Genomic DNA, 25,767 nt, shown 5'->3' with positions numbered 1-25,767 from the left:
GTTCCGGCATGACGCATACTTTTCTGATGCCATATAACGAATTGAGTCGCTATTAAATGTCGCAAAATCAAGAAATTAGTAAGAAAGAACAATACAATCTCAACAAATTGCAAAAACGTCTGCGTCGTAACGTGGGCGAAGCCATTGCTGACTTCAATATGATTGAAGATGGCGACCGCATTATGGTTTGCCTCTCCGGGGGCAAAGACAGCTATACCATGCTGGAGATCCTGCGTAATTTGCAGCAAAGCGCGCCAATCAATTTCTCGCTGGTTGCCGTTAACCTCGACCAGAAACAGCCAGGTTTCCCGGAACACGTCCTGCCGGAGTATCTCGATAAGCTGGGCGTTGAGTATAAGATTGTTGAAGAGAATACTTACGGGATCGTAAAAGAGAAAATCCCTGAAGGAAAAACCACCTGCTCGCTCTGCTCTCGTCTGCGTCGCGGTATCCTTTATCGCACCGCAACAGAACTGGGAGCCACGAAAATCGCACTGGGTCACCACCGCGACGATATCCTGCAAACGCTGTTCTTAAATATGTTCTACGGTGGCAAGATGAAGGGGATGCCACCGAAACTGATGAGCGATGATGGCAAACATATCGTGATTCGTCCGCTGGCCTACTGCCGCGAAAAAGATATTCAGCGTTTTGCCGATGCGAAAGCGTTCCCGATTATTCCATGTAACCTGTGCGGTTCACAGCCTAACCTGCAACGTCAGGTGATTGCCGATATGCTCCGCGACTGGGATAAGCGTTATCCGGGACGTATCGAGACCATGTTCAGCGCGATGCAGAATGTGGTGCCGTCTCATCTGTGCGATACCAGTCTTTTCGATTTCAAAGGCATTACCCACGGTTCAGAAGTGGTTAACGGCGGTGATCTGGCGTTTGATCGCGAAGAGCTCCCACTACAACCGGCGGGCTGGCAGCCTGAAGAAGACGAAAATCAGCTGGATGAACTGCGCCTGAATGTGGTTGAAGTGAAATAATCAGAATAGCGCCCGATACGCAAGCTTATCGGGCTACTCATGTAGGCCGGATAAGACGCGGTCCGCGTCGCATCCGGCAATGCCGAAGAAGATGTTTATCCTTGCATCAGGCAATTCAACATTTCGTTATTTTAACAGCCGTACCCGGCAAGTTTTTCCTTTAATCTTGCCGCCCTGTAACTGCTTCCATGTCTTATGAGCAACCGCCTGTCGCACTGCGACATAGACATGCGCTGGGTGCACGGTGATTTTGCCAATATCCGCACCATCAAGCCCGATATCTCCTGTCAGCGCGCCTAATACATCACCCGGACGCATTTTGGCTTTTTTCCCGCCATCGATACACAACGTTGCCATTTCTGCCTCCAGCGACACAATGTCCCTGCTGGCTGGTAACGTTTGCCAGTTAAGTTTCATCTGCAACATGTCGGCAATGATATTGGCGCGCTGTGCTTCTTCTGGCGCACAGAAACTGATTGCCAGACCGCTATTCCCGGCACGCGCCGTACGCCCGATACGATGCACATGAACTTCAGGATCCCACGCCAGCTCAAAGTTCACCACCAGCTCAAGCGATTTAATATCCAGACCACGCGCAGCGACATCGGTCGCTACCAGCACACGAGCGCTACCGTTGGCAAAACGAACCAACGTCTGGTCGCGATCGCGCTGTTCCAGATCGCCATGTAACGACAATGCACTTTGCCCTACTTCATTCAGCGCGTCACACACAGCCTGGCAATCTTTTTTGGTGTTACAAAACACCACACAAGACGCTGGCTGATGCAAACTTAATAACCGTTGCAACAACGGAATTTTGCCCTTGCTGGATGTCTCATAAAATTGTTGTTCAACAGGCGGCAGAGCATCTGTTGTGTCTATTTCAATCGCCAGGGGATCTCGTTGTACACGACCGCTAATCGCGGCGATCGCTTCCGGCCAGGTGGCAGAGAAGAGAAGCGTCTGGCGAGAAGTTGGCGCAAAACCGATGACTTCATCAATTGCGTCGCTAAACCCCATATCCAGCATACGGTCGGCTTCATCCATGACCAACGTATTCAATGCATCTAACGAAACAGTGCCTTTTTGCAGGTGATCCAGCAAACGCCCCGGCGTTGCCACGATGATATGCGGCGCGTGTTGCAGTGAATCGCGCTGAATGCCAAACGGCTGACCGCCGCATAAGGTCAAGATCTTGGTATTTGGTAGAAAACGCGCCAGCCGACGTAACTCCCCTGCGACTTGATCCGCCAGTTCACGAGTCGGACACAGCACTAAAGCCTGAGTCTGAAACAGCGACGCATCAATTTGCTGTAACAACCCGAGGCCAAATGCCGCGGTTTTTCCGCTGCCGGTTTTCGCCTGCACGCGAACATCTCTTCCAGCAAGGATCGCCGGAAGTGCGGCGGCCTGCACCGGTGTCATGGTTAAGTAACCCAACTCATTAAGGTTAGTGAGCTGGGCGGGAGGGAAAACGTTCAGGGTAGAAAAAGCGGTCACAATCTATTCTCGTGGTCATCAGCGCAAAGTTAGCAGGCGCGTATCCTCGCAGATCTACGCTCACGTTGCGACAATTTAATCGGTTCTTCATCGGGCGGCGGGTCGGGCATAGGTTGTGGACGAGGGATTGGATCGGGGACTGGGACGGGATCGCCAGGAATCGGTTCAGGGACAGGAATTTGCAAATAAATGAGTGTCATCATATTTCCCTTTGGTCATTGGGTAGACTCTTAAAGGGTAGACGTTGACAGATAACAGACAAAAAAAAGCCGACTTATCTAAGTCGGCGTCGTACGAATCAATTGTGCTATGCAGTAATTCAAAAAAGGAAGTAAGACAATATGGAGCGCAACGCCCATCGCTTGACGTTGCATTCACCTGCGTGAAAGATATTGCCCTGAATGGGTAGAGAGTTTATTGACCTCGCTCAAATTTTACGGCGTTTTTGTATACAGAAACCCGGTGAAATTGCTTTTGTTACAACCATTTACTACGATGCAACCATAAAGCAACACCACCAATAAGAACAACTAACAGAATACAAAAAAGCGAAAAACCAAATTGCCATCCTCCACCTGGAATACCGCCGAGGTTAACGCCAAATAACCCGGTTAAAAATGTACTGGGTAAAAAGACCATTGCCATCAATGACATTGTGTAAGTACGGCGGGCTAAATTTTCCTGCATCACTTGGGCGATTTCGTCCGCCATCACGCCAGTTCTCGCAATGCACGCGTCAATCTCATCCAGACCGCGCCCAAGACGGTCAGCAATATCCTGCATTCGGCGCCGTTGATCGTCATTCATCCAGGGCAGGCGCTCACTGGCAAGGCGAGCATAAACATCTCGCTGCGGCGCCATATAGCGACGCATAACAATGAGTTGTTTCCGTAGTAGTGCCAGGAAACCGCGCGGCGGAATTTGTTGATCAAGTAAATTATCTTCCAGGTCGATAATTTTATCGTGCAGTTGCTCTATAAACTCATTGGAGTGATCGGTTAATGCATCACACACATCCACCAGCCAGCCTCCGCAATCAGTCGGGCCGGTCCCCTCTTCCAGATCGCTAACTACATCGTCTAACGCCAGTACTTTACGTTGTCGGGTCGAGACAATGAACCGACCGTCCATATAAACACGCATGGCAACCAGCTGGTCGGGACGTTCATCAGTACTGCCATTAATGCAGCGCAACGTAATCAACGTCCCTTCACCAAGACGGCTGACTCTGGGCCGCGTGCTTTCCCCTGCCAACGCGTCACGCACGTTATTTGGGAGCAATGGCGTCGTTGCCAGCCACTGCGCGCTGTCATGGTGCACATAATTAAGGTGGAGCCAGCAGGGATGCTCTTCATCTATCTCATCTGTATTTTCCAGCGGTTTAACGCCGCCTTTACCATCCAACATCCAGGCAAATACTGCATCCGGTACATTTATGTCCGCTCCCTTAATCGTTTCCACAGTGCCTCCATTATCAATGCTTTATTTTGTAGTCTAGTCTTCTGGTTATCTTACGCAACATCTCCTCACCCCATTACCCTGAAATGATTAATAAAATCCTGTCAAAACTAAATACAGAAAGCAAAATACTTTTCATGATTAGAAAAGGGGTAAAGTGTTAAATAGCGTCTATCATTATCAGAATTATCTGATCATTTGTGGTGGCATTTTTGCGATCAGATAACAATAGAAAATTGATAAAAATAACGGGATTTCAATGACTACGCACAACTTCAATACCCTGGACTTATTAACCAGTCCTGTCTGGATCGTTTCCCCCTTCGAGGAACGGTTAATTTATGCCAATAGCGCTGCGCAACTGTTGATGCAAGAACTCACTTTTAGTCAGCTACGAACCGGCCTCTATTCCGTCTCCTCCCAAAACGAACTACCAAAATATCTCGTAGACCTGCATAACCAACTCGATATTGTAGAAATTCTCACGGTCAAGCGTAATGGTGAAGAGACAGCACTAAGCTGTCGGTTAACCCTCAAAGAGATTAGTGATACTGGGGAAGTGATCATATTTGAAGGGATGGAGACACCCGCAAGTCTGGGCTTAAAAGCCAGCCGATCTGCAAATTATCAGCGTAAAAAACAAGGGTTTTATGCGCGTTTTTTTCTGACTAATTCCGCGCCAATGCTGTTGATAGATCCCTCGCGTGATGGCCAAATTGTCGACGCCAATGTGGCCGCACTCAATTTCTATGGCTATAACCATGAAACAATCTGTCAGAAACACACCTGGGAAATTAATATTCTTGGGCGTCGCGTGATGCCTGTCATGCATGAAATTTCACGTTTACCCGGCGGACATAAACCTCTTAACTTTGTCCATAAGCTGGCAGATGGTTCCACTCGCCATGTGCAAACTTATGCCGGGCCAATTGAGATTTATGGCGACAAGTTAATGTTATGCATCGTGCATGACATTACCGAGCAAAAAAGGCTGGAACAACAACTGGAACACGCGGCTCACCATGACGCGTTGACGGGGTTACTTAACCGCCGACAATTTTATCACATCACCGAGCAAGGCCAGATGCAGCATCTCGCAATCGCTCAGGATTACAGTTTGCTGCTTATCGACACCGATCGTTTTAAGCATATTAATGACCTGTACGGTCACCAGAAAGGTGATGAAGTTTTATGCACTCTGGCTCGTACGCTCGAAAACTGCGCTCGCAAAGGCGATATGGTGTTTCGATGGGGAGGTGAAGAGTTCGTCTTGTTATTACCCAGAACTCCGCTGGATACCGCAATTTCTCTCGCTGAAACTATCCGATTGAGCGTGGCAAAAGTGAGTATTTCTGGCTTACCGCGTTTTACGGTCAGCATTGGCGTGGCACATCACGAAGGCAATGAAGGCATCGATGAACTGTTTAAACGCGTAGATGATGCGTTGTATCGGGCGAAAAATGACGGACGCAACCGCGTACTGGCGGCTTGATATTTTCAATAGCGCGGAAGCGTCAATGAATTATCGACTGCGTTTAGCGTGACGCTCCCAGTTTTCTTGTTTCGCCTGCGCTGTTTTACGCAGTGCAACGTAACACGCCCCGCTGCCGCCATGATGCGGTAGCGCGGTGCAATAAGCCTGTACATCATCAAACTCTGTCAGCCAACGTGCGACATAACTACGGACAATGTTGGCGTGAGACTTATCTTCTCTGCCTTTGCCGTGAATAATAAGTACATTACGCAAACCATCCGCCCGCGCCTGATGAATAAAACTAAACACCATTTTGCGGCACTCTTCCACCGACTGGCGAAGTAAATTCAGGCTAGCCTGTTGCGGATATTTGCCGCTGCGTAGCTTATCGATCACCCCATGTTGCAAACCTTCCCGACGAAATTCCAGGGGCTGATTTAGCGGGATGATGTCGAGAAATCCTGTGGTGAGGAAATTATCAAGTTGCAGCGTGTCTATACGCTGTGGCGCGCGTTGGTTACGCACAGGATGCCAGTGGACATCAGTAGCGCGTTTCAGTGGTTGGACATCTTCCATGGCGTCAAGAAACAGCGATTTGTCGTCAAGGTTCATGTAACCTCCTATGTACCTTCGCACGTCGTGATCCAGACGGGTTAATTGTTCATATATCTGATGCTTGCTGCATTGTTCACTTCGCAAGTTGAAGCAACATCTTGCTCCATACAGGCTAGTGTCCCCGCAGGCGGGGCATTTTATACCAGCCTGGTTGCAGTATCGAACAGTTTAGGCCGGGAGTGAGCCTGCACAGGCCCTAATTAAGGCGATTTGTCCATCAAAGCAACCAATATATGATGACGGTAATTTGTTGCACGTCGCCTGAAATATACTTAAGCACGTCATTCTGCAATATGTTTAAACGCCGCACAGGTTAATCACCCGCTAAATTCACCTGTCGATTAACGATGCATGATTATTCAATCACGAGATGAACGTTTTAACTTATATTTTCGTGAAATCTGTCACTGAAGAAAATTGGCAACTGATGGGCAAAACCGTTATAACACTGTCACCGGCTGACAGGAAGCAGGCCGGATTCAAGACGCGGATGCACTGCTGTGTGTACTGTAGAGTCTGGCGGATGTCGACAGACTCTATTTTTTTATTCATTTGTCTGCATTGCAGAAAACCACATTCTCGCTGGTGTCGGGAGAAGTAACGAAGCGGCAGACGCATTTAGCCCGGAAATCCACTTCAGCGCTATCGTTCAAACCGGAAACTAATCCAGGTACCTACTATTCATTAGTCGTACCGTACCCTCTTATCTTCTTGTGGTATGGCTGCTAATGTTGCTTGCGTGGTATCTTGTCGGTCTGCTGATTTGTCCGGGGGTGTTTACCCATATTTATCTTAAGAGAGAACGGATGCTGAGATTACTTGAAGAAAAAATTGCCACGCCACTGGGTCCTCTGTGGGTTATTTGCGATGAACAATTTCGTCTGCGGGCGGTTGAGTGGGAAGAGTATAGCGATCGCATGGTGCAATTGCTGGACATCCATTATCGCAAAGAAGGTTATGAGCGTATTTCCGCCACCAATCCCGGCGGGTTAAGCGATAAACTTCGTGATTATTTTGCCGGTAATCTAAGCATTATTGATTCCCTACCCACTGCCACCGGCGGTACGCCATTTCAACGGGAAGTATGGAAAACGCTACGCACTATCCCGTGTGGACAGGTAATGCATTACGGTCAACTGGCAGAACAACTAGGCCGCCCAGGGGCCGCGCGTGCCGTCGGCGCAGCCAACGGTGCAAACCCGATCAGTATTGTGGTGCCTTGTCACCGGGTCATTGGCCGAAACGGCACGATGACAGGATATGCAGGCGGAGTGCAGCGAAAAGAGTGGCTATTGCGCCATGAAGGTTATCTTTTACTGTAAACATTAAGCAATTTGTGCCTGCGTGTTCACAGTTTTACGTAAAGTTACCCTTAACAATCTAAGGTTTTTCAATTAGATAGACATAAATTTACATCTATTATCGGAATTCTCCGCTGTTAAGGTTTGCTTAGACTTACTTGCTCCCTAAAAAGATGTTAAAATTGACAAATATCAATTACGGCTTGAGCAGACCTATGATCCCGGAAAAGCGAATTATACGGCGCATTCAGTCTGGCGGTTGTGCTATCCATTGCCAGGATTGCAGCATCAGTCAGCTTTGCATCCCGTTCACACTCAACGAACATGAGCTTGATCAGCTTGATAATATCATTGAGCGAAAGAAGCCTATTCAGAAAGGCCAGACGCTGTTTAAGGCTGGTGATGAACTTAAATCGCTTTATGCCATCCGCTCCGGTACGATTAAAAGTTATACCATTACAGAGCAAGGCGACGAGCAAATCACTGGCTTTCATTTAGCAGGCGATCTGGTGGGTTTCGATGCCATAGGCAGCGGTCATCATCCAAGCTTCGCCCAGGCGCTGGAAACCTCGATGGTGTGTGAAATTCCGTTCGAAACGCTGGACGATCTGTCCGGTAAAATGCCTAATCTGCGCCAACAGATGATGCGTCTGATGAGCGGCGAAATTAAAGGCGATCAGGACATGATCCTGCTGTTGTCGAAGAAAAATGCCGAAGAACGTCTGGCCGCGTTTATCTATAATCTGTCCCGTCGTTTTGCCCAACGCGGCTTCTCCCCTCGTGAATTTCGCCTGACGATGACTCGTGGCGATATCGGTAACTATCTGGGCCTGACAGTTGAAACCATCAGCCGTCTGCTGGGGCGCTTCCAGAAAAGCGGCATGCTGGCAGTCAAAGGTAAATATATCACCATCGAAAATAACGATGCGCTGGCCCAACTAGCCGGTCATACACGCAACGTCGCCTGATTTTTCCGCATAACTCACTATCCTTCTGTCATATCATTAAATTTTTCTCATTTATTGATCTGGCAGAAGGTTCATCACTGTTTCATTCACCAGATCTAGGTTACTCTTTTAATACAAACTGCATTGACAGTTGTTGTAAGGAGACTCTGTATGGCTATGTATCAGAACATGCTTGTTGTTATCGATCCTAATCAGGACGATCAACCCGCATTACGGCGAGCTGTTTATTTGCATCAACGGATTGGTGGCAAAATTAAAGCCTTTTTGCCTATTTATGACTTCTCTTACGAGATGACTACCCTACTCTCTCCGGACGAGCGGACCGCCATGCGTCAGGGCGTCATTAGTCAGCGTACTGCGTGGATCCACGAGCAGGCGAAATATTATCTTAACGCTGGCGTTCCCATTGAAATTAAAGTGGTCTGGCATAACCGTCCTTTCGAAGCCATCATTCAGGAAGTACTTAGCGGTGGGCACGATCTGGTGCTAAAAATGGCGCACCAACATGACCGCCTGGAAGCGGTGATTTTTACGCCAACAGACTGGCACCTGTTACGCAAATGCCCGAGCCCGGTGTGGATGGTGAAAGACCAACCGTGGCCGGAAGGGGGTAAGGCACTGGTGGCGGTGAATCTCGCCAGCGAAGAGCCGTATCATAATGCGCTCAATGAAAAACTGGTGAAAGAGACGATCGAACTGGCGGACCAGGTCAACCACACCGAGGTACATCTGGTTGGTGCTTATCCAGTAACCCCCATCAATATTGCGATTGAACTGCCGGAATTTGATCCAAGCGTTTATAACGATGCTATTCGCGGGCAACATTTACTGGCGATGAAAGCCCTGCGGCAGAAATTCAGCATTGACGAGAAAATGACGCATGTCGAAAAAGGTCTACCGGAAGAAGTGATTCCCGATTTAGCGGAGCATTTACAGGCAGGGATTGTGGTTCTGGGAACCGTAGGACGCACTGGTATTTCTGCGGCATTCCTTGGCAATACGGCGGAACAAGTGATTGATCATCTTCGCTGCGACCTGCTGGTGATTAAACCCGACCAATACCAGACACCTGTCGAACTGGATGACGAAGACGACGATTAATCGTTCGTCACTTGCTTTCAAGGCCCGAAGTTACGGGCCTTTTCTTTTACTTACTTTTCCTCTCCACCGAGGAAATAAATACCCAGCGGGATTGCCAGTAATACGGTAAAGACCAGACTATAGACAAAAATCATCGATGACTGAATCACATACATTGATGTCGTCCATTCGGACAGCGGGATATTGTATTGTTCAATAACACCACCGATAGTCGCGCGAGTCACTACCGACGCCGCAATAATGAAAACCGCCAACAAACCTATGAGAAACTTTCTCCCCTTCGCTGACTTCAGTTTCGCCATGACCATAATATAATCCTTTTGCAGATAAACCATTTGTTACTTGTGTGTAACAATACCATGACATTTTGGTGTTGTCTGCCCTGAAAGCAATAGATTGTCGCGTAACATATCATCAACTCGTTGATAAATTAGCTAATATTGCTACTTCCTTCCCTGTCTATTGATGATATGCATGAATTATCGCGATAAAATAACCCCGCCAGGGGTTTCCGGCATGACGTCAACAATCTGGAGGAGCCTGATAAAACAATGATCGCTGAACTGTTTACAAATAATGCGCTTAATCTGGTCATTATTTTCGGTAGCTGCGCAGCATTGATTCTTATGAGCTTTTGGTTTCGCCGTGGAAATCATAAAAGAAAAGGATTCTTATTCCACGCAGTGCAATTTTTAATCTACACCATAATTATCAGTGCTGTCGGTAGCATCATTAATTATGTCATTGAAAATTACAAACTCAAATTTATCACACCGGACGCTATTGATTTTATCTGTACGTCCCTGATAGCCCTTATCCTGACGGTTAAGTTATTCCTTCTAATCAATCAGTTTGAACGGAAGCAGATTAAAAAAGGCCGCGATATTACCAGTGCACGGATTATGTCGCGTATCATTAAAATCAGCATCATCGTCGTCATTGTTCTGCTCTATGGCGAACATTTCGGCATGAGCCTTTCAGGCTTGCTGACTTTTGGTGGTATTGGTGGCCTTGCAGTGGGTATGGCCGGCAAGGATATTCTGAGCAACTTCTTTTCCGGCATTATGCTCTATTTTGATCGCCCCTTTAGTATTGGCGACTGGATCCGTTCTCCTGATAGAAATATCGAAGGAACGGTGGCAGAAATTGGCTGGCGAATGACTAAAATCACCACATTTGATCATCGTCCGCTGTACGTGCCGAACTCACTGTTTTCGTCTATCAGCGTTGAAAACCCCGGTCGAATGACCAACCGTCGTATTACTACGACCATTGGTTTACGTTATGAAGATGCGGCTAAAGTGGGCGCTATTGTCGAAGCGGTACGCGAAATGCTTAAAAATCATCCCGCCATCGACCAGCAGCAAACCCTATTGGTTTATTTCAACCAGTTTGCCGATTCGTCGCTAAATATTATGGTTTATTGTTTTACCAAAACCACGGTTTGGGCCGAATGGCTTGCCGCCCAGCAGGACGTATATTTGAAAATTATCGATATTGTACAGTCGCATGGTGCGGATTTTGCGTTCCCCAGCCAGACGCTGTATATGGATAATATTACACCTCCCGAACAGCTTAAATAACACTCAACAAAACCGGATGACGATAATAATATTCGACATCCGGTTTTATTTATTACCTCAATTTACCGCAGCCAGAGCGACATTATTCTCACCCGCTTTAAACTGGGCATACTGTTCTTCAGTACCAAAGAAAACTTCTGACTCTGTGCTGTGACCAATGCCCGGCACCTTTTCGTTTCCTGAATATTGCCAAAGTGTCCAGGGATTACGCCCCTCGAGTTTCACACCAGCTTGTCCCCAATACCCCATCCACACCATATACTGGTCGAACCGACTATCCATGAAATGGGACAAATTATTATGATTGCCATAAAATATTGGTATTTTATGGTAATTTTTATACATCAGGGCAGCAAAACGTAAAATATCATTCCGTGCATTCACCATTCCAGATTTTTTAAAACAAGCCAGTTGGGTTGAATCTTCACCTTCTGGATTCACCAGTAAAATACCGGGAGGCAACATTTTCGGGTCTTCAGGCAGCAGGCTTTTTGCTGTTTCCAGTTGCGCCTCAGGAGTGCGGCAAAAATCAAATTTAAAATAGCCTCCGCGATCAAATTTTGAATCTGCTAATTGCTTCCAGTGAGCCTTAAACGACGGGTCTGGCCCTCTCCAGCCAACCACTCTCACGTAGACAAAACGCGCAGGTGATTTCTCCTGAAACAATTTCCAGTCGATTTCGCCATCGTTAGACGAGATATCATGGCCACTGATCGGGTAAATATCCGGTGTTTTGAAGATACGGATATCAGGTCGGTTGGGAATTGCACTCACGGGGCCATAAGGAATTTCAATAGGAGTTATATCTTTGTTCTTCGGTTCATCTGGCGCAGTAGGCGGTTCTTTAATAGAATATGCGGTCTTATCAACATTCGTAAATTCATCTGCATTCCCGGCTGATAATTGTGTTTTTTTATCCAGACGACTGGCCGCAGGATCGTTAATAAAGAAGAATCCACCCGGTCCGGCTGGTTTTTCTGTTGCTCCTATCCAGGCATCACTGAGATGTATTCCTCTCCCTTCCTCGTCCAGTTTTTCATTGATTTTTATATATTGGTCGTTCACATAGATAAACAAACTTAATGTTCGGGTAATGCCCGCGTAGTATTCCTTTTTACCATCAATTTTTACCATATACGATTTCCCGAAGCGTTCATCGGCAACGCCATCAGCAACTCCTTTTATAAGGGTATCAAAAAATACACTGCCTTTGTCTTTTTCAAGGGAATAAACTTCTGTTTTATCATCACCAGCGGCTATCGCATACGCACCTGGTTTACTATACGCGTTTGAATTCCCGGCGCCATCTGTCATGCCAAAAAGACCTGAACCAAAACAAGCATTGACTAAAGTCAAAATATGGAAATAACGCTTTGCCAGAATGTTGAGTTGAGCATTCAAAGCTGGCATTTCATACATCCCTTTTGAACCATCGATATCCGTAGCATTACTCAAAACAAATGCCGGTGCCTTATCAGAATTACCATTTTGAGTGCCAAATCGCCCATGACCTGAATAAGCAATTAACAAACGAGCTTTCTTATCAAACATCATCCCTCTGGCAGGGAGATATTCCTTTAAAAAATAATTAATATTATCTAATGAAGCTTCCTGATCTCTCAGTAAAATAACCTCATCAAACTTCTGTCCGTTGATCAGAAATTCAGCCATTCTTTGTCCATCCACCGCGGCTGCCGGAATATCTGCGTGTAATAGTGGATATTTTGAAATTGCAATAATCAACCCGATGGAACGCGTTTTCGCTGCATCCTGATCGGGTATTTTTAACGCATCACTGATCCGGATATCCAGTTTCCCTGGGTTCTCTGGCCCATAGTGGACAAAAAAATGACAATATTCATCAGGGACCATTGCGCCATTTTTGCAAATGTCATCTGCGCGGACATCATTCATTCCCAGTGATATTCCTGCAATTAACAGCCCCAGGACCGTTTTACATAAATTTGGCCATCGCCTGTTCATGATTTAAAACTCCTGCACACCCAGAGTGGAATAAAACTCAGCGGTCGGGCCCTTGTATATACTGGCATCGAATTTCTGACTTGATCCCAAATTAAGCTGCGCAGCATCGGTAAACTGCCAGATTGCCCATTTTGTCTGGTTAATTGAACGCGGCGTTTCGCTGGCCTGTGCCTGATTAGAATAATCAGCCAGCCACAGATTATGTTCTGCAACCTGGGCAAAACTTTTTTCTCCGCCGACGGCATCTTTCCACCACGCCCGCGCAGTGTAGATAACCGGTTTACGCCCTAAATCGGCTTCTACCTGCGCGGTGAATGCCTTGATCATCGTGATTATTTCAGTGGGTTTACGCTTCTGCCAGCGGTCCTTACCTGTTGATGAATCTACATCCCACTCAACATCCACCGCCGGTGGCATATCTGTCGCCCTTAACCCACCGTTGGCTTTAATAACTTTAACAAACGTCATTGCCTGCTTGCGTCCCCACAATTCCGCGTCGTCTGCCGGTGTGCCACTGGAAAGAAAGTGGTAGGCCCCACGGTGAAGTTTTATCCCTCGCTCAGTATCCCCAGCCCGCTGCCAAAAACCGGCGAATTCAGGATCAACATAACGCGTTCCTTGACTGGACTTCATATACAAGAACACAGACTTATTTTTTGCCAACAGTTCGATCGGGAAGTTTTTACCGTTATGATGGCTGATATCCACACCAAATAAAGAACTGGGTCGTGGTTGATTCAATACCGAATCGTAAGCGACATCAGCCGGAAATTTAAAATATTTTTTTACCGCAAAGGAATCAAACTCTTTATCACGAGATGGATCCGATTCCAGTATTTTTACAAACAATTCTTGTCGTGAGAGATCATTCGTTAAGTTTTCCAGCCCCAACGACGTGGCATCGGGCAGTGATTCTGCGGCCAGGCTTAAAGAAGGATAATGAAGGAGTAATAACGAGATAACTAAAGGAATAGCTAAGGATTTTTTCATTTTACCACCCCATTTTAGCTGTGTGTCTGTTTGCGAATGAAAATTTTTACAAGGAACGCAATACGTCTTGCGTTGTAAAGAAAAGTAAAGCACAGCTTATATTGGGAGTATGTAATACACCTTTTAAATAAAATATTTGATTATTATTTATGCTGGACATTGGCAGAAAAATTCAAATAATTATCTTGGGTGTGATTTTTATAGGGGGGATTTAAAAAAAGAAGGTATTTTATCGGGGTTGTTAAATCTGGCGCGCATAAACGCGCCAGATGACATCATATTAATGCTTCACAATATACATTGTGCGGCTATAGGCCACATCTTCCGGGTTATTAATTGGATAACCTTTCAACCACGGTTTGATTAATCTCCCATTGGTATACTGGTAAATCGGTGCAATAGGCGCTTGTTCTATGAGAATTTTCTCTGCCGCGTTGTAATCGGCATTGCGCGCTTTAACGGTATTTTCAGTCGATGCCTGGGCCAGCACTTTATCGTATGCCGGATTATTAAACCGTGAAATATTTCCCGAGTGCGTTGACGTTAACAGCGTCAGGAAGGTAGACGGTTCATTATAGTCCCCTACCCATGATGCGCGGATAACGTCAAAATTACCGGTGTTACGGCTATCGATATAGGTTTTCCATTCCTGATTTTGCAATTTGACGTCCACACCAAGATTCTTTTTCCACATCGACGCTACGGCAATCGCAATTTTCTGATGGTTTTCTGAAGTGTTATACAAAAGCGTCAGCTTCAGCGGTTTTTGCGGACCATAACCGGCTGCGCTCAACAAAGTTTTTGCCTGCGCATTCAGTTCTTCCTGACTCATTTGTTCAAACGGCGAAGGCTCCGGCGTAAATCCGGCAGTAACATCTGGCGTAAAATGCCATGCTGGTTTTTCACCGGTGCCTAATACTTTTTCCGTCATCAGGCGGCGGTCAATCGTCATACTTAATGCTAAACGAACGCGTTGATCTGCTGTCGGCCCTTTTTGCGTATTGAAGGCATAATAATAAGTCCCCAACTGCGGCGGTGTATAAACCTGCCCAGGAATATCCTTCAACAGCTTTTGGTACATATTTTTCGGGAAGGATTCAGTGATATCAATATCACCTGCAAGATAACGTTTCGTGGCAGCGGACTCCTGGTTAATCGGCAGGAAAGTCACTTTTTGCAGTACCGTTTTTGCGTTATCCCAATAATGGGTATTCGGTACAACCACCAGCTTTTCATTCACCACGCGTTCTTTAAGCACATATGCGCCGTTGCCGATAAGTTTCCCTGGTTTTGTCCAATCTTTACCGCTTTCAACGTTGGCTTTTTGCACCGGGAAGAAGGCAAAGTTGGCCGTCAAATTAACAAACCACGGCAATGGCTTATCAAGCTGGATTTTCAGGGTATGGGCATCAACGGCAGTGACGCCAAGTTGGTCAGGCGTGGCTTTACCATCAATAATCGCCTGAGCATTGTTTACCCCCGCCAGCGCGGCAAACCAGGCAAATGGGGACAACGTTTTCGGGTCTACCAGACGTTGCCAGCTATAGACAAAATCCTGCGCTGTAACCGGTGTGCCATCTGCCCATTTAGCATCATCGCGCAGGGTAAAGGTCCAGATACGGTTGTCATTACTTTTCCACCGGGTGGCGACGCCGGGGACAATCTCCCCTTTTTCATTCTGATTCACGAGTCCTTCAAACAAATCGCGAATCACCTGAATCTCCGGCAAACCAACCGCTTTCGCGGGATCCAATGATGCAGGCTCATCCTTAATATGACGCACCAGCTCCTGCTTGTCTGCCAGTACTGTGCCGCTCGGAACATCAGCAGCATACGAAAGAGAAATGCTGCTGACTAACAGCGCACAACAAGTTACTGAAACAGAGTGCTTCATAAGTTACCCTCAAACCGACGTTAATATTGATGCGTAATTATTTGTTTCTCCTTGAAGAAATGCAAATAACTTCCGGCAAAAAAGTGATAAAAGATCGATAACATATCGTTGTCGAAAAGGATTTGATAATCCACAAAATTTGCACAACACTGCCTGTAATACTTCTATTGTCAGAGACGATTATGACCGTGACTCGCCCACGCGCCGAACGGGGCGCTTTCCCCCCAGGAACTGAACATTACGGACGTTCATTATTGGGTGCGCCGCTGCTCTGGTTTCCCGCCCATGCCGCCAGTAGCGAAAGTGGTTTGATTCTTGCTGGTACCCACGGCGATGAGAATTCTTCCGTCGTCGCCCTCTCCTGCGCATTACGCACATTAACACCGTCTCTGCGCCGCCATCATGTTGTGCTGTGTGTGAATCCCGACGGTTGCCAGTTGGGTCTACGTGCCAATGCCAATGGTGTGGATTTAAACCGAAACTTTCCCGCCGCCAATTGGAAGGAAGGAGAAACGGTATATCGCTGGAACAGCGCCGCCGAAGAGCGCGACGTTGTTTTGCTGACCGGAGATAAACCAGGCTCCGAACCTGAAACCCAGGCGTTATGCCAGCTCATTCATCGCATTCAACCCGCCTGGGTCGTCTCGTTCCACGATCCTCTGGCATGCATTGAAGATCCCAGACACAGCGAATTAGGTGAATGGCTGGCCCAGGCGTTTGAATTGCCGCTAGTAACCAGCGTCGGCTACGACACCCCCGGTTCCTTTGGCAGTTGGTGTGCAGACCTGAACTTACACTGTATCACTGCAGAGTTTCCCCCCATCTCCGCCGATGAGGCCAGCGAAAAATATCTTTTTGCGATGGCGAATTTACTGCGCTGGCATCCTAAAGATGCAATTCGCCGGTCGTAAACTGAAGAGCCGGTTCCACATCCACCGCCAGCCAGGTCGGCCCGTCGAGATCGGCGAAGCTGACCTGCGGCGCCAGCGGTAATGCCGCGCTAATGGCGCGTGAGGTGCATAACATGCAGCCCAACATCAGGCTGAAACCTTGTGCACGCGCTTCTGTTGCCAGCGCCAACGCTTCCGTCAGGCCGCCGGTTTTATCAAGCTTGATATTAACCATCTCATAGCGCCCTTTAAGCGCCTTCAGGTTGCTACGGGTATGACAACTTTCATCTGCGCAAATGGGCAATGGATGAATAAAATTCTCCAGCGCCGCATCGTCCTGAGCCGGCAGCGGTTGCTCCAGCATTGCGACGCCTAAATCGGCCAGTAGCTGGCATCGCGCCGCCAGTCCTTCCGCACGCCAGGATTCATTAGCATCAACAATTAACGTCGCATCCGGTACTGCCGCGCGAATCGCCACCATCCGCTCGCTGATAAGATGATTATCCAACTTCACTTTTAGCAATTTCGCGCCTGCCTGCCAGAGTGTTGATGCACTATTGGCCATCTGATCAGGCGTACCGATCACTACGGTCTGCGCAGTGGTGATCGTTTCAGGAAGAGAGATACCGGTAAATACAGCCAGCGTCTGCTGCTGTTGTCTTGCGGCCAGATCCCACAGCGCACAATCCAGCGCATTACGCGCCGCACCGGCAGGCAGAACTTTTTGCAACTCTGCGCGCGTCAGCCCTTTTTCCAGTTGTGGGACTACGCTCATTATTTGCGCCATAACTGAGGCATCACTTTCGCCATAGCGCGGATAAGGCGTACATTCGCCCGTACCTTTGACGCCATCTTCTTCCAGTTCAACCACCACCACGCGCGCTTCACTGCGGCTTCCCCGCGCAATAACAAACGGGGTATGTAACGGCCAGGCTTCCTCAAATACCTTAACGGTTCTCATCTTTACTCCTTGTTGCCGCGGTGGTCTGCGGATTAAGCGCAAATAGCGATTGCTGTGTTATTGACAGTTAGCATAAACTAGGCGTGACGTTAACTATATGTAAACAGGAAAGATAATCATGTCACAAATCGTTCATTTCCAGGGCAACCCGGTTACAGTCGCCAATTCCATCCCGCAAGCGGGTAGCAAAGCGCAGACTTTTACTCTCGTGGCAAAAGATCTGTCTGACGTCACCCTCGGTCAGTTTGCAGGTAAACGCAAAGTGCTGAACATTTTCCCGAGCATTGATACCGGTGTTTGCGCCGCATCAGTACGTAAGTTTAACCAACTGGCAACCGAAATCGACAACACGGTTGTGCTGTGCATCTCCGCCGATCTGCCGTTTGCCCAGTCTCGTTTCTGCGGCGCGGAAGGTCTGAACAACGTTATCACTCTCTCCACTTTCCGTAACGCTGAATTCCTGCAAGCTTACGGCGTTGAGATCGCTGAAGGTCCACTGAAAGGTCTGGCGGCACGTGCGGTTGTCGTAATTGATGAAAATGATAATGTGATTTTCAGCCAGCTGGTAAATGAAATCACCACCGAGCCGGATTACGAAGCAGCTCTCTCGGTATTGAAAGCGTAAATTATTATGCCTGATGGTATTGCGCCATCAGGCATTTATCTCACTTATTCTTCGTTCTTCTTCTGGCTCAATCCATATTCCCGCAATTTATTGGCAATCGCGGTGTGTGAAACGCCCAAACGTTTTGCCAGTTTGCGCGTACTGGGGTAATTGCGATAAAGCTGGGTTAATACCGAACGTTCAAAACGGCTGGTGATTTCGTCCAGCGAACCTTCCATTGCATCTTCACCAACGGCTACAGTTGCAGCGTCATAATCCGGCAGCAAAATATCCTGCGGACGCAGTTCATAACCTTCCAGTTGCGTCAGTGCGCGGTAAATGGCGTTTTTCAACTGCCGCACGTTACCCGGCCATGCATAACGTGTAAGCACGGTATTCAGGTCAGCGGCCAGTTTCGGACGCGGCACGCCCTGCTCGTCGGCAAAGCGTGCGACGAACAGCTCGGTTAACGGCATGATGTCCTGCGGACAGTCACGTAGCGGCGGCAGATTTAACGTCAGCACGTTCAGACGATAATAGAGATCTTCGCGGAACACGCCTTTTTGCACCAGCTCGACCAGATTCTTCTGCGTCGCGCAAATTACCCGCACATCCACATGCACTTCGTGGTCTTCCCCTACGCGACGGAAAGTGCCATCGTTGAGAAAACGCAATAATTTTGCCTGCATTCGTGGCGACATCTCGCCAATCTCATCCAGCAAAACCGAACCGCCGTTCGCCTGTTCAAAGAATCCTTTTTTCCCCTCCGGCGCATGCCCGAAGAGTTCGCTCTCAACAGCATCTTCTGGAATAGAAGCACAGTTCAGCGCCAGATAAGGTTTACTCGCACGCGGGCTTGCCTGATGACAAGCGTAAGCAAAGAGATCTTTACCTGTGCCGGTATCACCCGTGATCAGCAGCGGTGCGCTTAACATTGCTAACTTTTGCGCCTGCTCTACCGCATGCTTCATTTTAGGACTGATGGCGACAATCTGACTGAAGGCGCTGACATCCTGGGCGGCCACATTTTGCAACTGACGGCCCATACGGATTGTTGAGCGCAGCATCACTACCGCACCGGTCAGGACATGCTGGTCGTTTTCATCCTGAAGATAGACTGGCGTTATCTCCATCAGAAAATTTTGTCCATTAATCACTACATGTTCGTTATGTGAATCCTGCGGGTCGCTCTCAAGCCAACGTAAAAAATTAAATCCGTTAATCAATTGCGCAGCGGTATGATTGCGTAAGCGATCCAGTTTTTGCCCGAATAGCTGACAGCTCGCCGGGTTTGCCATGTCCACCTTGCTTTTCATATCGACAGAAAGCACGGGTTCAGGCAATGCTTCAAGCAATGCGCTCAACGCCTGATGTTCTCGCTCGGAAGGCATCCACGGCACAGTGCGCACATCGGTAACGCCCGCAATACGGCGTATTTCCGCCATCAAACTGCTGAAACTGTCAAAATCCAGTTCGGCAAAATTCAGGTAAATCCGCCCGATTGGGTCAATCTCAATACCGCGTAAATCGATGCCTCTTAACACCAGTAGGTCGAGCAATTCGCGGGTCAGACCGAGTCGGTCTTCACAAAAGACTTCCAGACGCATGGGAACCTTCACATGAAAAAGAACAATAAATATGATGATATGACACTATTCGAGTAGCAGGAAGGTTTCTGTCAACAAACATTGACACAACGATGGATAAACGGGCACTTCGGCGTAAAGCTATCCGATCAGCGCCCGAATGTGCACTATTTTTCGCCGGACGTTTTGCTCTTTTGTAACGTCTCTTTTACCTGACCGATGAGCTGACGACGGAAATCACCCAAACGTGGTTTGTCATTGTCAATCCACGGCAGCGGGCGGCAAAGTTCCATCGCTTTGATCCCCAGTCGTGCGGTCAGTAACCCGGCACCTATTCCCTGAGCGGCGCGAGTAGACAAGCGCGCGGCGAGATCCTGCGACATCCAGTCCATCCCCACTTCACGCACCAGTTCGCTGGCACCCGCGAAAGCGATATTCAGCAAGACCAGTTTAAACAGGCGCAGGCGGCTGTAATAGCCAAGCTCGATGCCATACAAAGTGGCGATGCGATTAATCAAACGCAGATTGCGCCAGGCGATGAAGGCCATATCCACCAGCGCCAGCGGGCTGACCGCAATCATCAACGTCGATTCCGCCGCCGAACGGCTGATTTCGCGCCGCGCCTGGGCATCTAAAATCGGCTGGACCAGGTGAGCATACAAACTAACCACTTCACGATCGTTCTGCGTTTCATGGATTGAGGCATACCAGCGTTGCAGCGCCGGATGTGACTGATCGATTCCCGCCTGCTGCGCCAGTTTTTCGCAAAATGCGCGGCCTTTACCCGTGCCGTGGCTGTGCAACAAATCGCGCGCTTCGTCGCGTTCATGAGCACGCTGGCGCAAGCGCCATAAGCGCCGCCATTCTGTTACCACAGAACCCACGCCAGCGCCGATAATCAATGCCCCAGCGGCACAACCGCCCAGCGCCACCCAGTCCTGAGTTTGCCAGGCGTTCATCGTCCACTGCACACCCTGACCAACAACGCTTGCGCCAAACAGCGCCAGCCCGCCCATCACCATTTTGCGCCACAGACTGCGTTTCGGACGTAACGCGGCGTCCATTACCGCTTCAACTTGCCCCTCTTCTTCCTGCGCTTCGTCGAGCGTGGCCGGGGCAAAATTTTGCGCCTGACTTTCGTCAAAGGTCTGCTGCGCCCTGAATTTTGGACTCTGATCGACCTCCAGCGGACCGTCGAAATCAATACGTGGTTTTAACGGTTCGGTCATCGCAATTTATCTCCTATTAAAAATTCCAGCGCAGCATCAAGACGAATATGCGGTAGCGGTTTGTCGACATCCATTACCTGCGGACGAAACGCTTCAAACTGGAAGCCTTGCTTATCCCAGAACGCCTGACCGGGCAAACGTGCGGGAACTTCGCCAGGATAAACAGTGAGCGGTGCGCCATCGCTGAGTCGATTACCGCGCAGCGCCGGGATTTTCTCACCGTTAACATCAATAATGCCGCTGGTGGTCGCCTGAACTGACGCCAGCCCCAGGCAGTCCATGCTGATCCCTTCGAACGCCGCATTTTGCCAGGCATCCTGAATCAGTTGTTGCAGTAATGAAACCATATTGGCGTGCTGATCGATGGTCACATGGTCCGCTTTAGTGGCAGCAAACAATAGCTTATCGATAACCGGCGAAAACAAACGCCGGAACAGGGTACGCTGCCCGTAGTGGAAACTTTGCATCAGCTGCGTCAGCGCCAGACGCATATCATTAAATGCCTGTGGCCCACTGTTGAGAGGTTGCAGGCAATCCACCAGCACAATCTGGCGGTCAAAGCGCAGAAAATGATTCTTATAGAACCCTTTCACCACCTTCTCACAGTAATAATTAAACCGCTCGCGCAGCATTCCGGCGTTGGTGTGTTTATCGGCCTGCGCCAGTTTGGACTCTCCCCAGGCATCGACATCTGGCCATGGGAAGAATTGCAGCGCGGGCGCTCCTGCCATATCGCCAGGCAAAACAAAGCGCCCTGGCTGAATAAAGTGCAGCCCCTGCTGTTTACACTGGTGGAGATAATCGGTCCACGCGGCGGCAATGTCTGCCAGTCGGTTTTCGTCGGCAGGCGCTAACGGATCCAGCCCTTCGCACATCATTCGCCATTTCGCCGACCATTCGCCGCGCTGACCATTAAGTAAGCCCGTCATCTGGCGCGACCAACTTAAGTAATCCTGCGCCAGCATCGGCAGGTCGAGCAGCCATTCGCCGGGATAATCCACAATCTCCAGATACAGCGTAGAGGTATCTTTGAAGTGACGCAGCAGTGAATCATTCGATTTAAAACGTAGCGCCAGGCGGATTTCACTGACGCCGCGCGTTGGCGTCGGCCAGGCGGGAGGATCGCCATATAACTGCGCCAGCCCTTCATCATAGGTGAAGCGCGGAATGCCAAAGTCACGCTGGGGAATGCGTTTTACGCCCAGCAGGCGCTCTTCACGCACCGCACTTAATAGCGGCAAACGTGCTCCGGCATGAATATTGAGCAACTGATTTACCATCGCGGTAATAAACGCCGTTTTGCCACTGCGGCTAAGTCCGGTTACAGCGAGGCGCAGATGTCTGTCGACACCCCGATTCACCAGCGCATTAAGTTCATTTTTAAGTCGCTTCATTGCTGTCCTGTGCCAGAAAGCCGTAGAAAGGATTAGATACTGGAGATAATAATGTGGGTTAATTTTGATTTATCAAATGAATAAGCGGCGTTATTTACACCGCTCAGGCAATAATTTATTAACCGTTGACCTTCGGCATTTCGATATCTTTCAGGCCACCGACGTTCTCAACGTGGGTATATCCCATCTCGTTGAGGATCTCTTTTGCCTGCCCGGACTGGCGTCCGGCGTTGCAATACACTTTCACGGTGTCGTTTTTATCCGGAACGGCGGTGGCAATGCGCTCTTTCACTTCCTTCAGGGGAATATTGATGGCCCCCTGAACGTGCTCTTGCTGATACTGCTCTGGAACACGAACATCTATCCAGTGTTCAGCGGCGAAAACAGGCAGTGAAAACACCAGAGTCAGAGCAAGTAAGCCTTTTTTAAACATATAAGTATCCTTCTATGGATGAAAATTGCCATCCATTATACGCCTGAGATCTAACAATTTTTGCGGAACTCCCCTCACCTTTTATAACGCTGCGCCAGTTTATTGGCAGCCCGACTTAACAGCGGTTCCAGCGCCACAGCCAGCAACATTTTCAGCGGTCGGCGAGCAACTGATTTTATCGCCCAACCAGCCACACCCGCCGGGCCATAGCGCAGTGCGGTAAGAAGTACCAGCTTGCCTGCTAATTTGAAACCAGGCTTCATCTTTTGCCCGGCCTGTTGCCAGCGAGTATTCATAACTTTCCTCACAGTTGACGGAAACGGCTACGTAACGTGAAAGTATCGGAAGTGACATAACGTTCCATCTCGCGTAAACGCGTTTCACTGGCCGCCAGTTCACGGTCGACGTCATCCAGCAATTCGCTGCTGGAAGGTAGCTGCTCACCAAAGGCCATGTTGTCAGGCATTGGATCAAGCGCAAATGACAAAATGATGTAAGCAACCAGGGTAAACAGCGCCAGGCCGAAGAAAATCGACAGCACCACCAGAATACGAACCAGTTTTACCGGTACATCAAAATAGTTAGCAATCCCGGCACAGACCCCGCGAACCATGCCCTGTTGTGGAATACGCCATAATTTTTTATTGAGATTAATACCCGCCATTAGCGATCCCTCCAGTTCGGATGTTCAGCATCAAGAATGGATTCCAGCGCCTGAATACGCTCGCGCATCCGTTTTGCTTCATCAGCCAGTTGCGCTAATCGCTGTTGTTCGCTTTGCGAAAGCTCTCCACGACTGGAGCGGTTGCTGTAATGCAGCCATAACCAAATCGGTAAAACAAACAGCACAAAGATGGTTAACGGAATAGCCAGAAATAGCGCGCTCATAAGTACTCCTTAAGGGATGAGCGGCGGCGTGTTCGGACGCCGCCTGGATGTTATTATTGATTGTCTTGCTTCATTTTGGCTTTTAATTGTGCCAGTTGCTCGCTGATTGCATCATCAGCTTTCAGCTCGGCAAACTGATCATCCAGCGATTTTTGTTTGCCGAAACTGTGGCTTTCCGCTTCGGCTTCCATCTGGTCGATACGGCGCTCGAAAGATTCGAAACGGGCCATCGCTTCATCCAGTTTGCCACTGTCCAACTGACGACGCACATCGCGCGACGAGTTTGCGGCCTGATGACGCAACATCAATGCCTGCTGGCGAGCACGAGTTTCGCTCAATTTGTTTTCCAGCTCGCCAATCTCTTTCTTCATACGCACCAGCGTATCGTCCACCAGCGTCACTTCATGTTCCAGGGACTTAATCAGATCGGTCAGTTTCTGTTTTTCAATTAACGCCGCACGCGCCAGGTCTTCTCTATCTTTCAGCAGTGCCAGTTCGGCTTTTTCCTGCCACTCAACTTCACGCGCCGACGCTTGTTCAATACGGCGAGTCAGCTGTTTCTTTTCCGCCAGCGCACGTGCCGAAGTAGAACGCACTTCAACCAGCGTGTCTTCCATTTCCTGGATCATCAGACGCACCAGTTTCTGCGGATCTTCCGCTTTCTCTAACAGAGCGTTGATGTTGGCATTCACGATGTCGGCAAAGCGAGAAAAAATACCCATAATGTTGTCCTCTTGATTTCTTCGTTCAGGATTGTCCTGCTGAACTGTTAATACAATTTGCGTGCCAATTTTTTATCTTTTTGATTTATAAAGATCTGATTGAAGAATCAACAGCAACATGCCAGGATGAATTAGCGAATTACACTAACAAGTGGCGAATTTCATCATGGCAGAATACAAAGATAATTTACTCGGTGAGGCGAACAGCTTTCTCGAAGTGCTGGAACAGGTTTCGCATCTCGCACCGCTGGACAAACCGGTGCTCATCATCGGCGAGCGCGGCACCGGTAAAGAGCTGATCGCCAGCCGTCTGCATTATCTCTCCTCCCGTTGGCAAGGGCCGTTTATTTCCCTTAACTGCGCGGCGTTAAATGAAAATCTGCTGGATTCCGAACTGTTTGGTCACGAAGCTGGTGCGTTTACCGGTGCGCAAAAACGTCATCCAGGGAGATTTGAACGTGCCGACGGCGGTACGCTATTTCTTGATGAACTCGCTACAGCACCGATGATGGTGCAGGAAAAATTATTGCGCGTGATTGAGTACGGTGAACTGGAGCGCGTTGGCGGCAGCCAGCCATTGCAGGTGAATGTGCGGTTGGTATGCGCGACGAATGCCGATCTCCCGGCGATGGTCAATGAAGGTACTTTTCGCGCGGATCTGCTTGACCGCCTGGCTTTCGATGTAGTGCAACTGCCACCACTGCGCGAGCGCGAAAGCGACATTATGTTGATGGCAGAACACTTTGCCATCCAGATGTGTCGGGAAATCAAGCTGCCTCTGTTCCCGGGTTTTACCGAGCGCGCCAGAGAAACGTTGCTGAACTATCGCTGGCCGGGAAATATTCGCGAATTGAAAAACGTGGTGGAACGTTCGGTGTATCGCCATGGCACCAGCGATTATCCGCTTGATGACATCATTATTGATCCCTTTAAACGGCGCCCGCCTGAAGAAGCCATCGCCGTTTCAGAAACCACCTCGCTTCCGACGCTACCGCTGGATTTACGTGAGTTTCAGATGCAGCAGGAAAAAGAGTTGCTGCAACTCAGTTTGCAACAGGGGAAATATAACCAGAAACGCGCGGCTGAATTGCTGGGGTTAACCTATCATCAGTTCCGCGCGTTGTTGAAAAAGCACCAGATTTAGCGGAGTTGGGCAATACAACTTGCCGGATACAGCGTGAACGCCTTATTCGGCCTACAT

The 25,767-nt window shown here is 48.7% G+C and carries 26 protein-coding genes and 2 pseudogenes; 11 read left to right on the top strand and 17 right to left on the bottom strand.

What is annotated here, in order from left to right; genetic code table 11:
* The first annotated feature begins 56 nt into the window (after positions 1–56).
* Positions 57–992, top strand: coding sequence for a tRNA 2-thiocytidine(32) synthetase TtcA (ttcA, locus tag FFT88_RS05505; RefSeq protein WP_130216114.1), 936 nt, complete (start codon positions 57–59; stop codon positions 990–992).
* A 126-nt stretch (positions 993–1,118) separates the two neighbouring features.
* On the opposite strand, the gene dbpA is transcribed toward ttcA, so the two are convergent.
* The 3 genes from dbpA to zntB form a co-directional block, all read right to left on the bottom strand.
* Positions 1,119–2,492 carry an ATP-dependent RNA helicase DbpA gene (gene dbpA, locus FFT88_RS05500; protein ID WP_135404317.1) on the bottom strand — a complete coding sequence of 458 codons (1,374 nt, stop codon included), beginning with the start codon at positions 2,490–2,492 and terminating at the stop codon, positions 1,119–1,121.
* A 29-nt stretch (positions 2,493–2,521) separates the two neighbouring features.
* Positions 2,522–2,695, bottom strand: coding sequence for a protein YnaL (ynaL, locus tag FFT88_RS25810; RefSeq protein WP_276319618.1), 174 nt, complete (start codon positions 2,693–2,695; stop codon positions 2,522–2,524).
* A 274-nt stretch (positions 2,696–2,969) separates the two neighbouring features.
* On the bottom strand, positions 2,970–3,953 hold the full coding sequence (zntB, locus tag FFT88_RS05495; RefSeq protein ID WP_130208765.1) for a zinc transporter ZntB: 984 nt from the start codon (positions 3,951–3,953) through the stop codon (positions 2,970–2,972).
* A gap of 256 nt (positions 3,954–4,209) precedes the next feature.
* Between zntB and FFT88_RS05490 the strand changes: the two genes are divergently transcribed.
* Complete coding sequence (locus FFT88_RS05490) at positions 4,210–5,442, top strand: sensor domain-containing diguanylate cyclase (protein WP_135404316.1); 1,233 nt, start codon at positions 4,210–4,212, stop codon at positions 5,440–5,442.
* Positions 5,443–5,472: 30 nt separating this feature from the next.
* On the opposite strand, the gene smrA is transcribed toward FFT88_RS05490, so the two are convergent.
* Positions 5,473–6,036: a DNA endonuclease SmrA gene (smrA, locus tag FFT88_RS05485; protein WP_130208769.1), complete on the bottom strand. Its 564-nt coding sequence runs from the start codon at positions 6,034–6,036 to the stop codon at positions 5,473–5,475.
* A gap of 284 nt (positions 6,037–6,320) precedes the next feature.
* Between smrA and FFT88_RS25915 the strand changes: the two are divergent.
* From FFT88_RS25915 to uspE, 5 genes and pseudogenes are all read left to right on the top strand, one after another.
* Positions 6,321–6,413 (top strand): annotated as a pseudogene (locus FFT88_RS25915) (AraC family transcriptional regulator); the annotation flags it as partial.
* A 274-nt stretch (positions 6,414–6,687) separates the two neighbouring features.
* A pseudogene (locus tag FFT88_RS25255) lies at positions 6,688–6,818 on the top strand (AbgT family transporter); the annotation flags it as partial.
* A gap of 27 nt (positions 6,819–6,845) precedes the next feature.
* Positions 6,846–7,361 carry a methylated-DNA--[protein]-cysteine S-methyltransferase gene (ogt, locus tag FFT88_RS05475; RefSeq protein ID WP_130208908.1) on the top strand — a complete coding sequence of 172 codons (516 nt, stop codon included), beginning with the start codon at positions 6,846–6,848 and terminating at the stop codon, positions 7,359–7,361.
* Between the two features lie 194 nt (positions 7,362–7,555).
* Positions 7,556–8,308 carry a fumarate/nitrate reduction transcriptional regulator Fnr gene (fnr, locus tag FFT88_RS05470; RefSeq protein WP_000611911.1) on the top strand — a complete coding sequence of 251 codons (753 nt, stop codon included), beginning with the start codon at positions 7,556–7,558 and terminating at the stop codon, positions 8,306–8,308.
* A gap of 150 nt (positions 8,309–8,458) precedes the next feature.
* Positions 8,459–9,409: a universal stress protein UspE gene (gene uspE / locus FFT88_RS05465; RefSeq protein ID WP_130208771.1), complete on the top strand. Its 951-nt coding sequence runs from the start codon at positions 8,459–8,461 to the stop codon at positions 9,407–9,409.
* Positions 9,410–9,459: 50 nt separating this feature from the next.
* On the opposite strand, the gene FFT88_RS05460 is transcribed toward uspE, so the two are convergent.
* Complete coding sequence (locus FFT88_RS05460) at positions 9,460–9,717, bottom strand: DUF2534 family protein (protein WP_135404315.1); 258 nt, start codon at positions 9,715–9,717, stop codon at positions 9,460–9,462.
* Positions 9,718–9,960: 243 nt separating this feature from the next.
* Here FFT88_RS05460 and ynaI point away from each other — a divergent pair, with 243 nt between their 5' ends.
* Entirely contained in the window at positions 9,961–10,992 is a 1,032-nt protein-coding gene (gene ynaI / locus FFT88_RS05455; protein ID WP_135404314.1) for a low conductance mechanosensitive channel YnaI, read from the top strand.
* Positions 10,993–11,049: 57 nt separating this feature from the next.
* Here the strand turns inward: ynaI and FFT88_RS05450 are convergent, their stop codons facing one another.
* The 3 genes from FFT88_RS05450 to mppA form a co-directional block, all read right to left on the bottom strand.
* Positions 11,050–12,975: a GH25 family lysozyme gene (locus FFT88_RS05450; RefSeq protein ID WP_135404313.1), complete on the bottom strand. Its 1,926-nt coding sequence runs from the start codon at positions 12,973–12,975 to the stop codon at positions 11,050–11,052.
* Between the two features lie 3 nt (positions 12,976–12,978).
* Positions 12,979–13,965: a GH25 family lysozyme gene (locus FFT88_RS05445; protein WP_130216102.1), complete on the bottom strand. Its 987-nt coding sequence runs from the start codon at positions 13,963–13,965 to the stop codon at positions 12,979–12,981.
* A 280-nt stretch (positions 13,966–14,245) separates the two neighbouring features.
* Positions 14,246–15,859 (bottom strand): murein tripeptide ABC transporter substrate-binding protein MppA, encoded by a 1,614-nt coding sequence (gene mppA / locus FFT88_RS05440; RefSeq protein WP_130222734.1) that lies wholly within the window; start codon positions 15,857–15,859, stop codon positions 14,246–14,248.
* Positions 15,860–16,041: 182 nt separating this feature from the next.
* On the opposite strand from mppA, the gene mpaA reads away from it, so the two are divergent.
* Entirely contained in the window at positions 16,042–16,770 is a 729-nt protein-coding gene (gene mpaA, locus FFT88_RS05435) for a murein tripeptide amidase MpaA (protein ID WP_064527321.1), read from the top strand.
* On the opposite strand, the gene ycjG is transcribed toward mpaA, so the two are convergent.
* A complete protein-coding gene (gene ycjG, locus FFT88_RS05430; protein ID WP_135404312.1) occupies positions 16,745–17,710 on the bottom strand; it encodes an L-Ala-D/L-Glu epimerase in 966 nt (321 codons plus the stop codon). The two genes, mpaA and ycjG, sit on opposite strands and share 26 nt — an antisense overlap.
* 118 nt (positions 17,711–17,828) lie before the next feature.
* On the opposite strand from ycjG, the gene tpx reads away from it, so the two are divergent.
* The gene (tpx, locus tag FFT88_RS05425) at positions 17,829–18,335 is read left to right on the top strand and encodes a thiol peroxidase (RefSeq protein ID WP_130216094.1); all 507 of its coding nucleotides are present in this window, start codon (positions 17,829–17,831) and stop codon (positions 18,333–18,335) included.
* Between the two features lie 44 nt (positions 18,336–18,379).
* Here tpx and tyrR read toward each other — a convergent pair whose 3' ends face one another.
* From tyrR to pspA, 8 genes are all read right to left on the bottom strand, one after another.
* Positions 18,380–19,921, bottom strand: a complete 1,542-nt coding sequence (gene tyrR, locus FFT88_RS05420) for a transcriptional regulator TyrR (RefSeq protein ID WP_130258940.1) — start codon at positions 19,919–19,921, stop codon at positions 18,380–18,382.
* Between the two features lie 146 nt (positions 19,922–20,067).
* The gene (locus tag FFT88_RS05415) at positions 20,068–21,129 is read right to left on the bottom strand and encodes a YcjF family protein (RefSeq protein WP_135404311.1); all 1,062 of its coding nucleotides are present in this window, start codon (positions 21,127–21,129) and stop codon (positions 20,068–20,070) included.
* The gene (locus FFT88_RS05410; protein ID WP_130208791.1) at positions 21,126–22,523 is read right to left on the bottom strand and encodes a YcjX family protein; all 1,398 of its coding nucleotides are present in this window, start codon (positions 22,521–22,523) and stop codon (positions 21,126–21,128) included. Before FFT88_RS05410 ends, FFT88_RS05415 begins: the two co-directional genes overlap by 4 nt.
* 118 nt (positions 22,524–22,641) lie before the next feature.
* Complete coding sequence (gene pspE, locus FFT88_RS05405) at positions 22,642–22,956, bottom strand: thiosulfate sulfurtransferase PspE (protein WP_135404310.1); 315 nt, start codon at positions 22,954–22,956, stop codon at positions 22,642–22,644.
* 74 nt (positions 22,957–23,030) lie between these two features.
* Positions 23,031–23,252 (bottom strand): phage shock protein PspD, encoded by a 222-nt coding sequence (pspD, locus tag FFT88_RS05400; protein ID WP_096839698.1) that lies wholly within the window; start codon positions 23,250–23,252, stop codon positions 23,031–23,033.
* 8 nt (positions 23,253–23,260) lie between these two features.
* Complete coding sequence (gene pspC / locus FFT88_RS05395) at positions 23,261–23,620, bottom strand: envelope stress response membrane protein PspC (RefSeq protein WP_000907386.1); 360 nt, start codon at positions 23,618–23,620, stop codon at positions 23,261–23,263.
* The gene (pspB, locus tag FFT88_RS05390) at positions 23,620–23,844 is read right to left on the bottom strand and encodes an envelope stress response membrane protein PspB (protein ID WP_001274965.1); all 225 of its coding nucleotides are present in this window, start codon (positions 23,842–23,844) and stop codon (positions 23,620–23,622) included. Before pspB ends, pspC begins: the two co-directional genes overlap by 1 nt.
* A 53-nt stretch (positions 23,845–23,897) precedes the next feature.
* Positions 23,898–24,566 (bottom strand): phage shock protein PspA, encoded by a 669-nt coding sequence (gene pspA, locus FFT88_RS05385; RefSeq protein ID WP_000511019.1) that lies wholly within the window; start codon positions 24,564–24,566, stop codon positions 23,898–23,900.
* Between the two features lie 166 nt (positions 24,567–24,732).
* Between pspA and pspF the strand changes: the two genes are divergently transcribed.
* A complete protein-coding gene (pspF, locus tag FFT88_RS05380; RefSeq protein WP_001602351.1) occupies positions 24,733–25,710 on the top strand; it encodes a phage shock protein operon transcriptional activator in 978 nt (325 codons plus the stop codon).
* The last annotated feature ends 57 nt before the right edge of the window (positions 25,711–25,767 follow it).

The sequence above is a fragment of the Escherichia sp. E4930 genome (assembly GCF_005845405.1).
Taxonomy (GTDB): domain Bacteria; phylum Pseudomonadota; class Gammaproteobacteria; order Enterobacterales; family Enterobacteriaceae; genus Escherichia.
This window is presented reverse-complemented; position numbering and strand designations above follow the sequence as displayed.

Bases quoted from the DNA above. Each gene is read 5' to 3' on its own strand.
- ttcA (WP_130216114.1), top strand. From the start codon at position 57: ATGTCGCAAAATCAAGAAATTAGTAAGAAAGAACAATACAATCTCAAC.
- ynaL (WP_276319618.1), bottom strand. From the start codon at position 2,695: ATGATGACACTCATTTATTTGCAAATTCCTGTCCCTGAACCGATTCCT.
- FFT88_RS05490 (WP_135404316.1), top strand. From the start codon at position 4,210: ATGACTACGCACAACTTCAATACCCTGGACTTATTAACCAGTCCTGTC.
- smrA (WP_130208769.1), bottom strand. From the start codon at position 6,036: ATGAACCTTGACGACAAATCGCTGTTTCTTGACGCCATGGAAGATGTC.
- ogt (WP_130208908.1), top strand. From the start codon at position 6,846: ATGCTGAGATTACTTGAAGAAAAAATTGCCACGCCACTGGGTCCTCTG.
- fnr (WP_000611911.1), top strand. From the start codon at position 7,556: ATGATCCCGGAAAAGCGAATTATACGGCGCATTCAGTCTGGCGGTTGT.
- uspE (WP_130208771.1), top strand. From the start codon at position 8,459: ATGGCTATGTATCAGAACATGCTTGTTGTTATCGATCCTAATCAGGAC.
- FFT88_RS05460 (WP_135404315.1), bottom strand. From the start codon at position 9,717: ATGGTCATGGCGAAACTGAAGTCAGCGAAGGGGAGAAAGTTTCTCATA.
- ynaI (WP_135404314.1), top strand. From the start codon at position 9,961: ATGATCGCTGAACTGTTTACAAATAATGCGCTTAATCTGGTCATTATT.
- FFT88_RS05450 (WP_135404313.1), bottom strand. From the start codon at position 12,975: ATGAACAGGCGATGGCCAAATTTATGTAAAACGGTCCTGGGGCTGTTA.
- FFT88_RS05445 (WP_130216102.1), bottom strand. From the start codon at position 13,965: ATGAAAAAATCCTTAGCTATTCCTTTAGTTATCTCGTTATTACTCCTT.
- mppA (WP_130222734.1), bottom strand. From the start codon at position 15,859: ATGAAGCACTCTGTTTCAGTAACTTGTTGTGCGCTGTTAGTCAGCAGC.
- mpaA (WP_064527321.1), top strand. From the start codon at position 16,042: ATGACCGTGACTCGCCCACGCGCCGAACGGGGCGCTTTCCCCCCAGGA.
- ycjG (WP_135404312.1), bottom strand. From the start codon at position 17,710: ATGAGAACCGTTAAGGTATTTGAGGAAGCCTGGCCGTTACATACCCCG.
- tpx (WP_130216094.1), top strand. From the start codon at position 17,829: ATGTCACAAATCGTTCATTTCCAGGGCAACCCGGTTACAGTCGCCAAT.
- tyrR (WP_130258940.1), bottom strand. From the start codon at position 19,921: ATGCGTCTGGAAGTCTTTTGTGAAGACCGACTCGGTCTGACCCGCGAA.
- FFT88_RS05415 (WP_135404311.1), bottom strand. From the start codon at position 21,129: ATGACCGAACCGTTAAAACCACGTATTGATTTCGACGGTCCGCTGGAG.
- FFT88_RS05410 (WP_130208791.1), bottom strand. From the start codon at position 22,523: ATGAAGCGACTTAAAAATGAACTTAATGCGCTGGTGAATCGGGGTGTC.
- pspE (WP_135404310.1), bottom strand. From the start codon at position 22,956: ATGTTTAAAAAAGGCTTACTTGCTCTGACTCTGGTGTTTTCACTGCCT.
- pspD (WP_096839698.1), bottom strand. From the start codon at position 23,252: ATGAATACTCGCTGGCAACAGGCCGGGCAAAAGATGAAGCCTGGTTTC.
- pspC (WP_000907386.1), bottom strand. From the start codon at position 23,620: ATGGCGGGTATTAATCTCAATAAAAAATTATGGCGTATTCCACAACAG.
- pspB (WP_001274965.1), bottom strand. From the start codon at position 23,844: ATGAGCGCGCTATTTCTGGCTATTCCGTTAACCATCTTTGTGCTGTTT.
- pspA (WP_000511019.1), bottom strand. From the start codon at position 24,566: ATGGGTATTTTTTCTCGCTTTGCCGACATCGTGAATGCCAACATCAAC.
- pspF (WP_001602351.1), top strand. From the start codon at position 24,733: ATGGCAGAATACAAAGATAATTTACTCGGTGAGGCGAACAGCTTTCTC.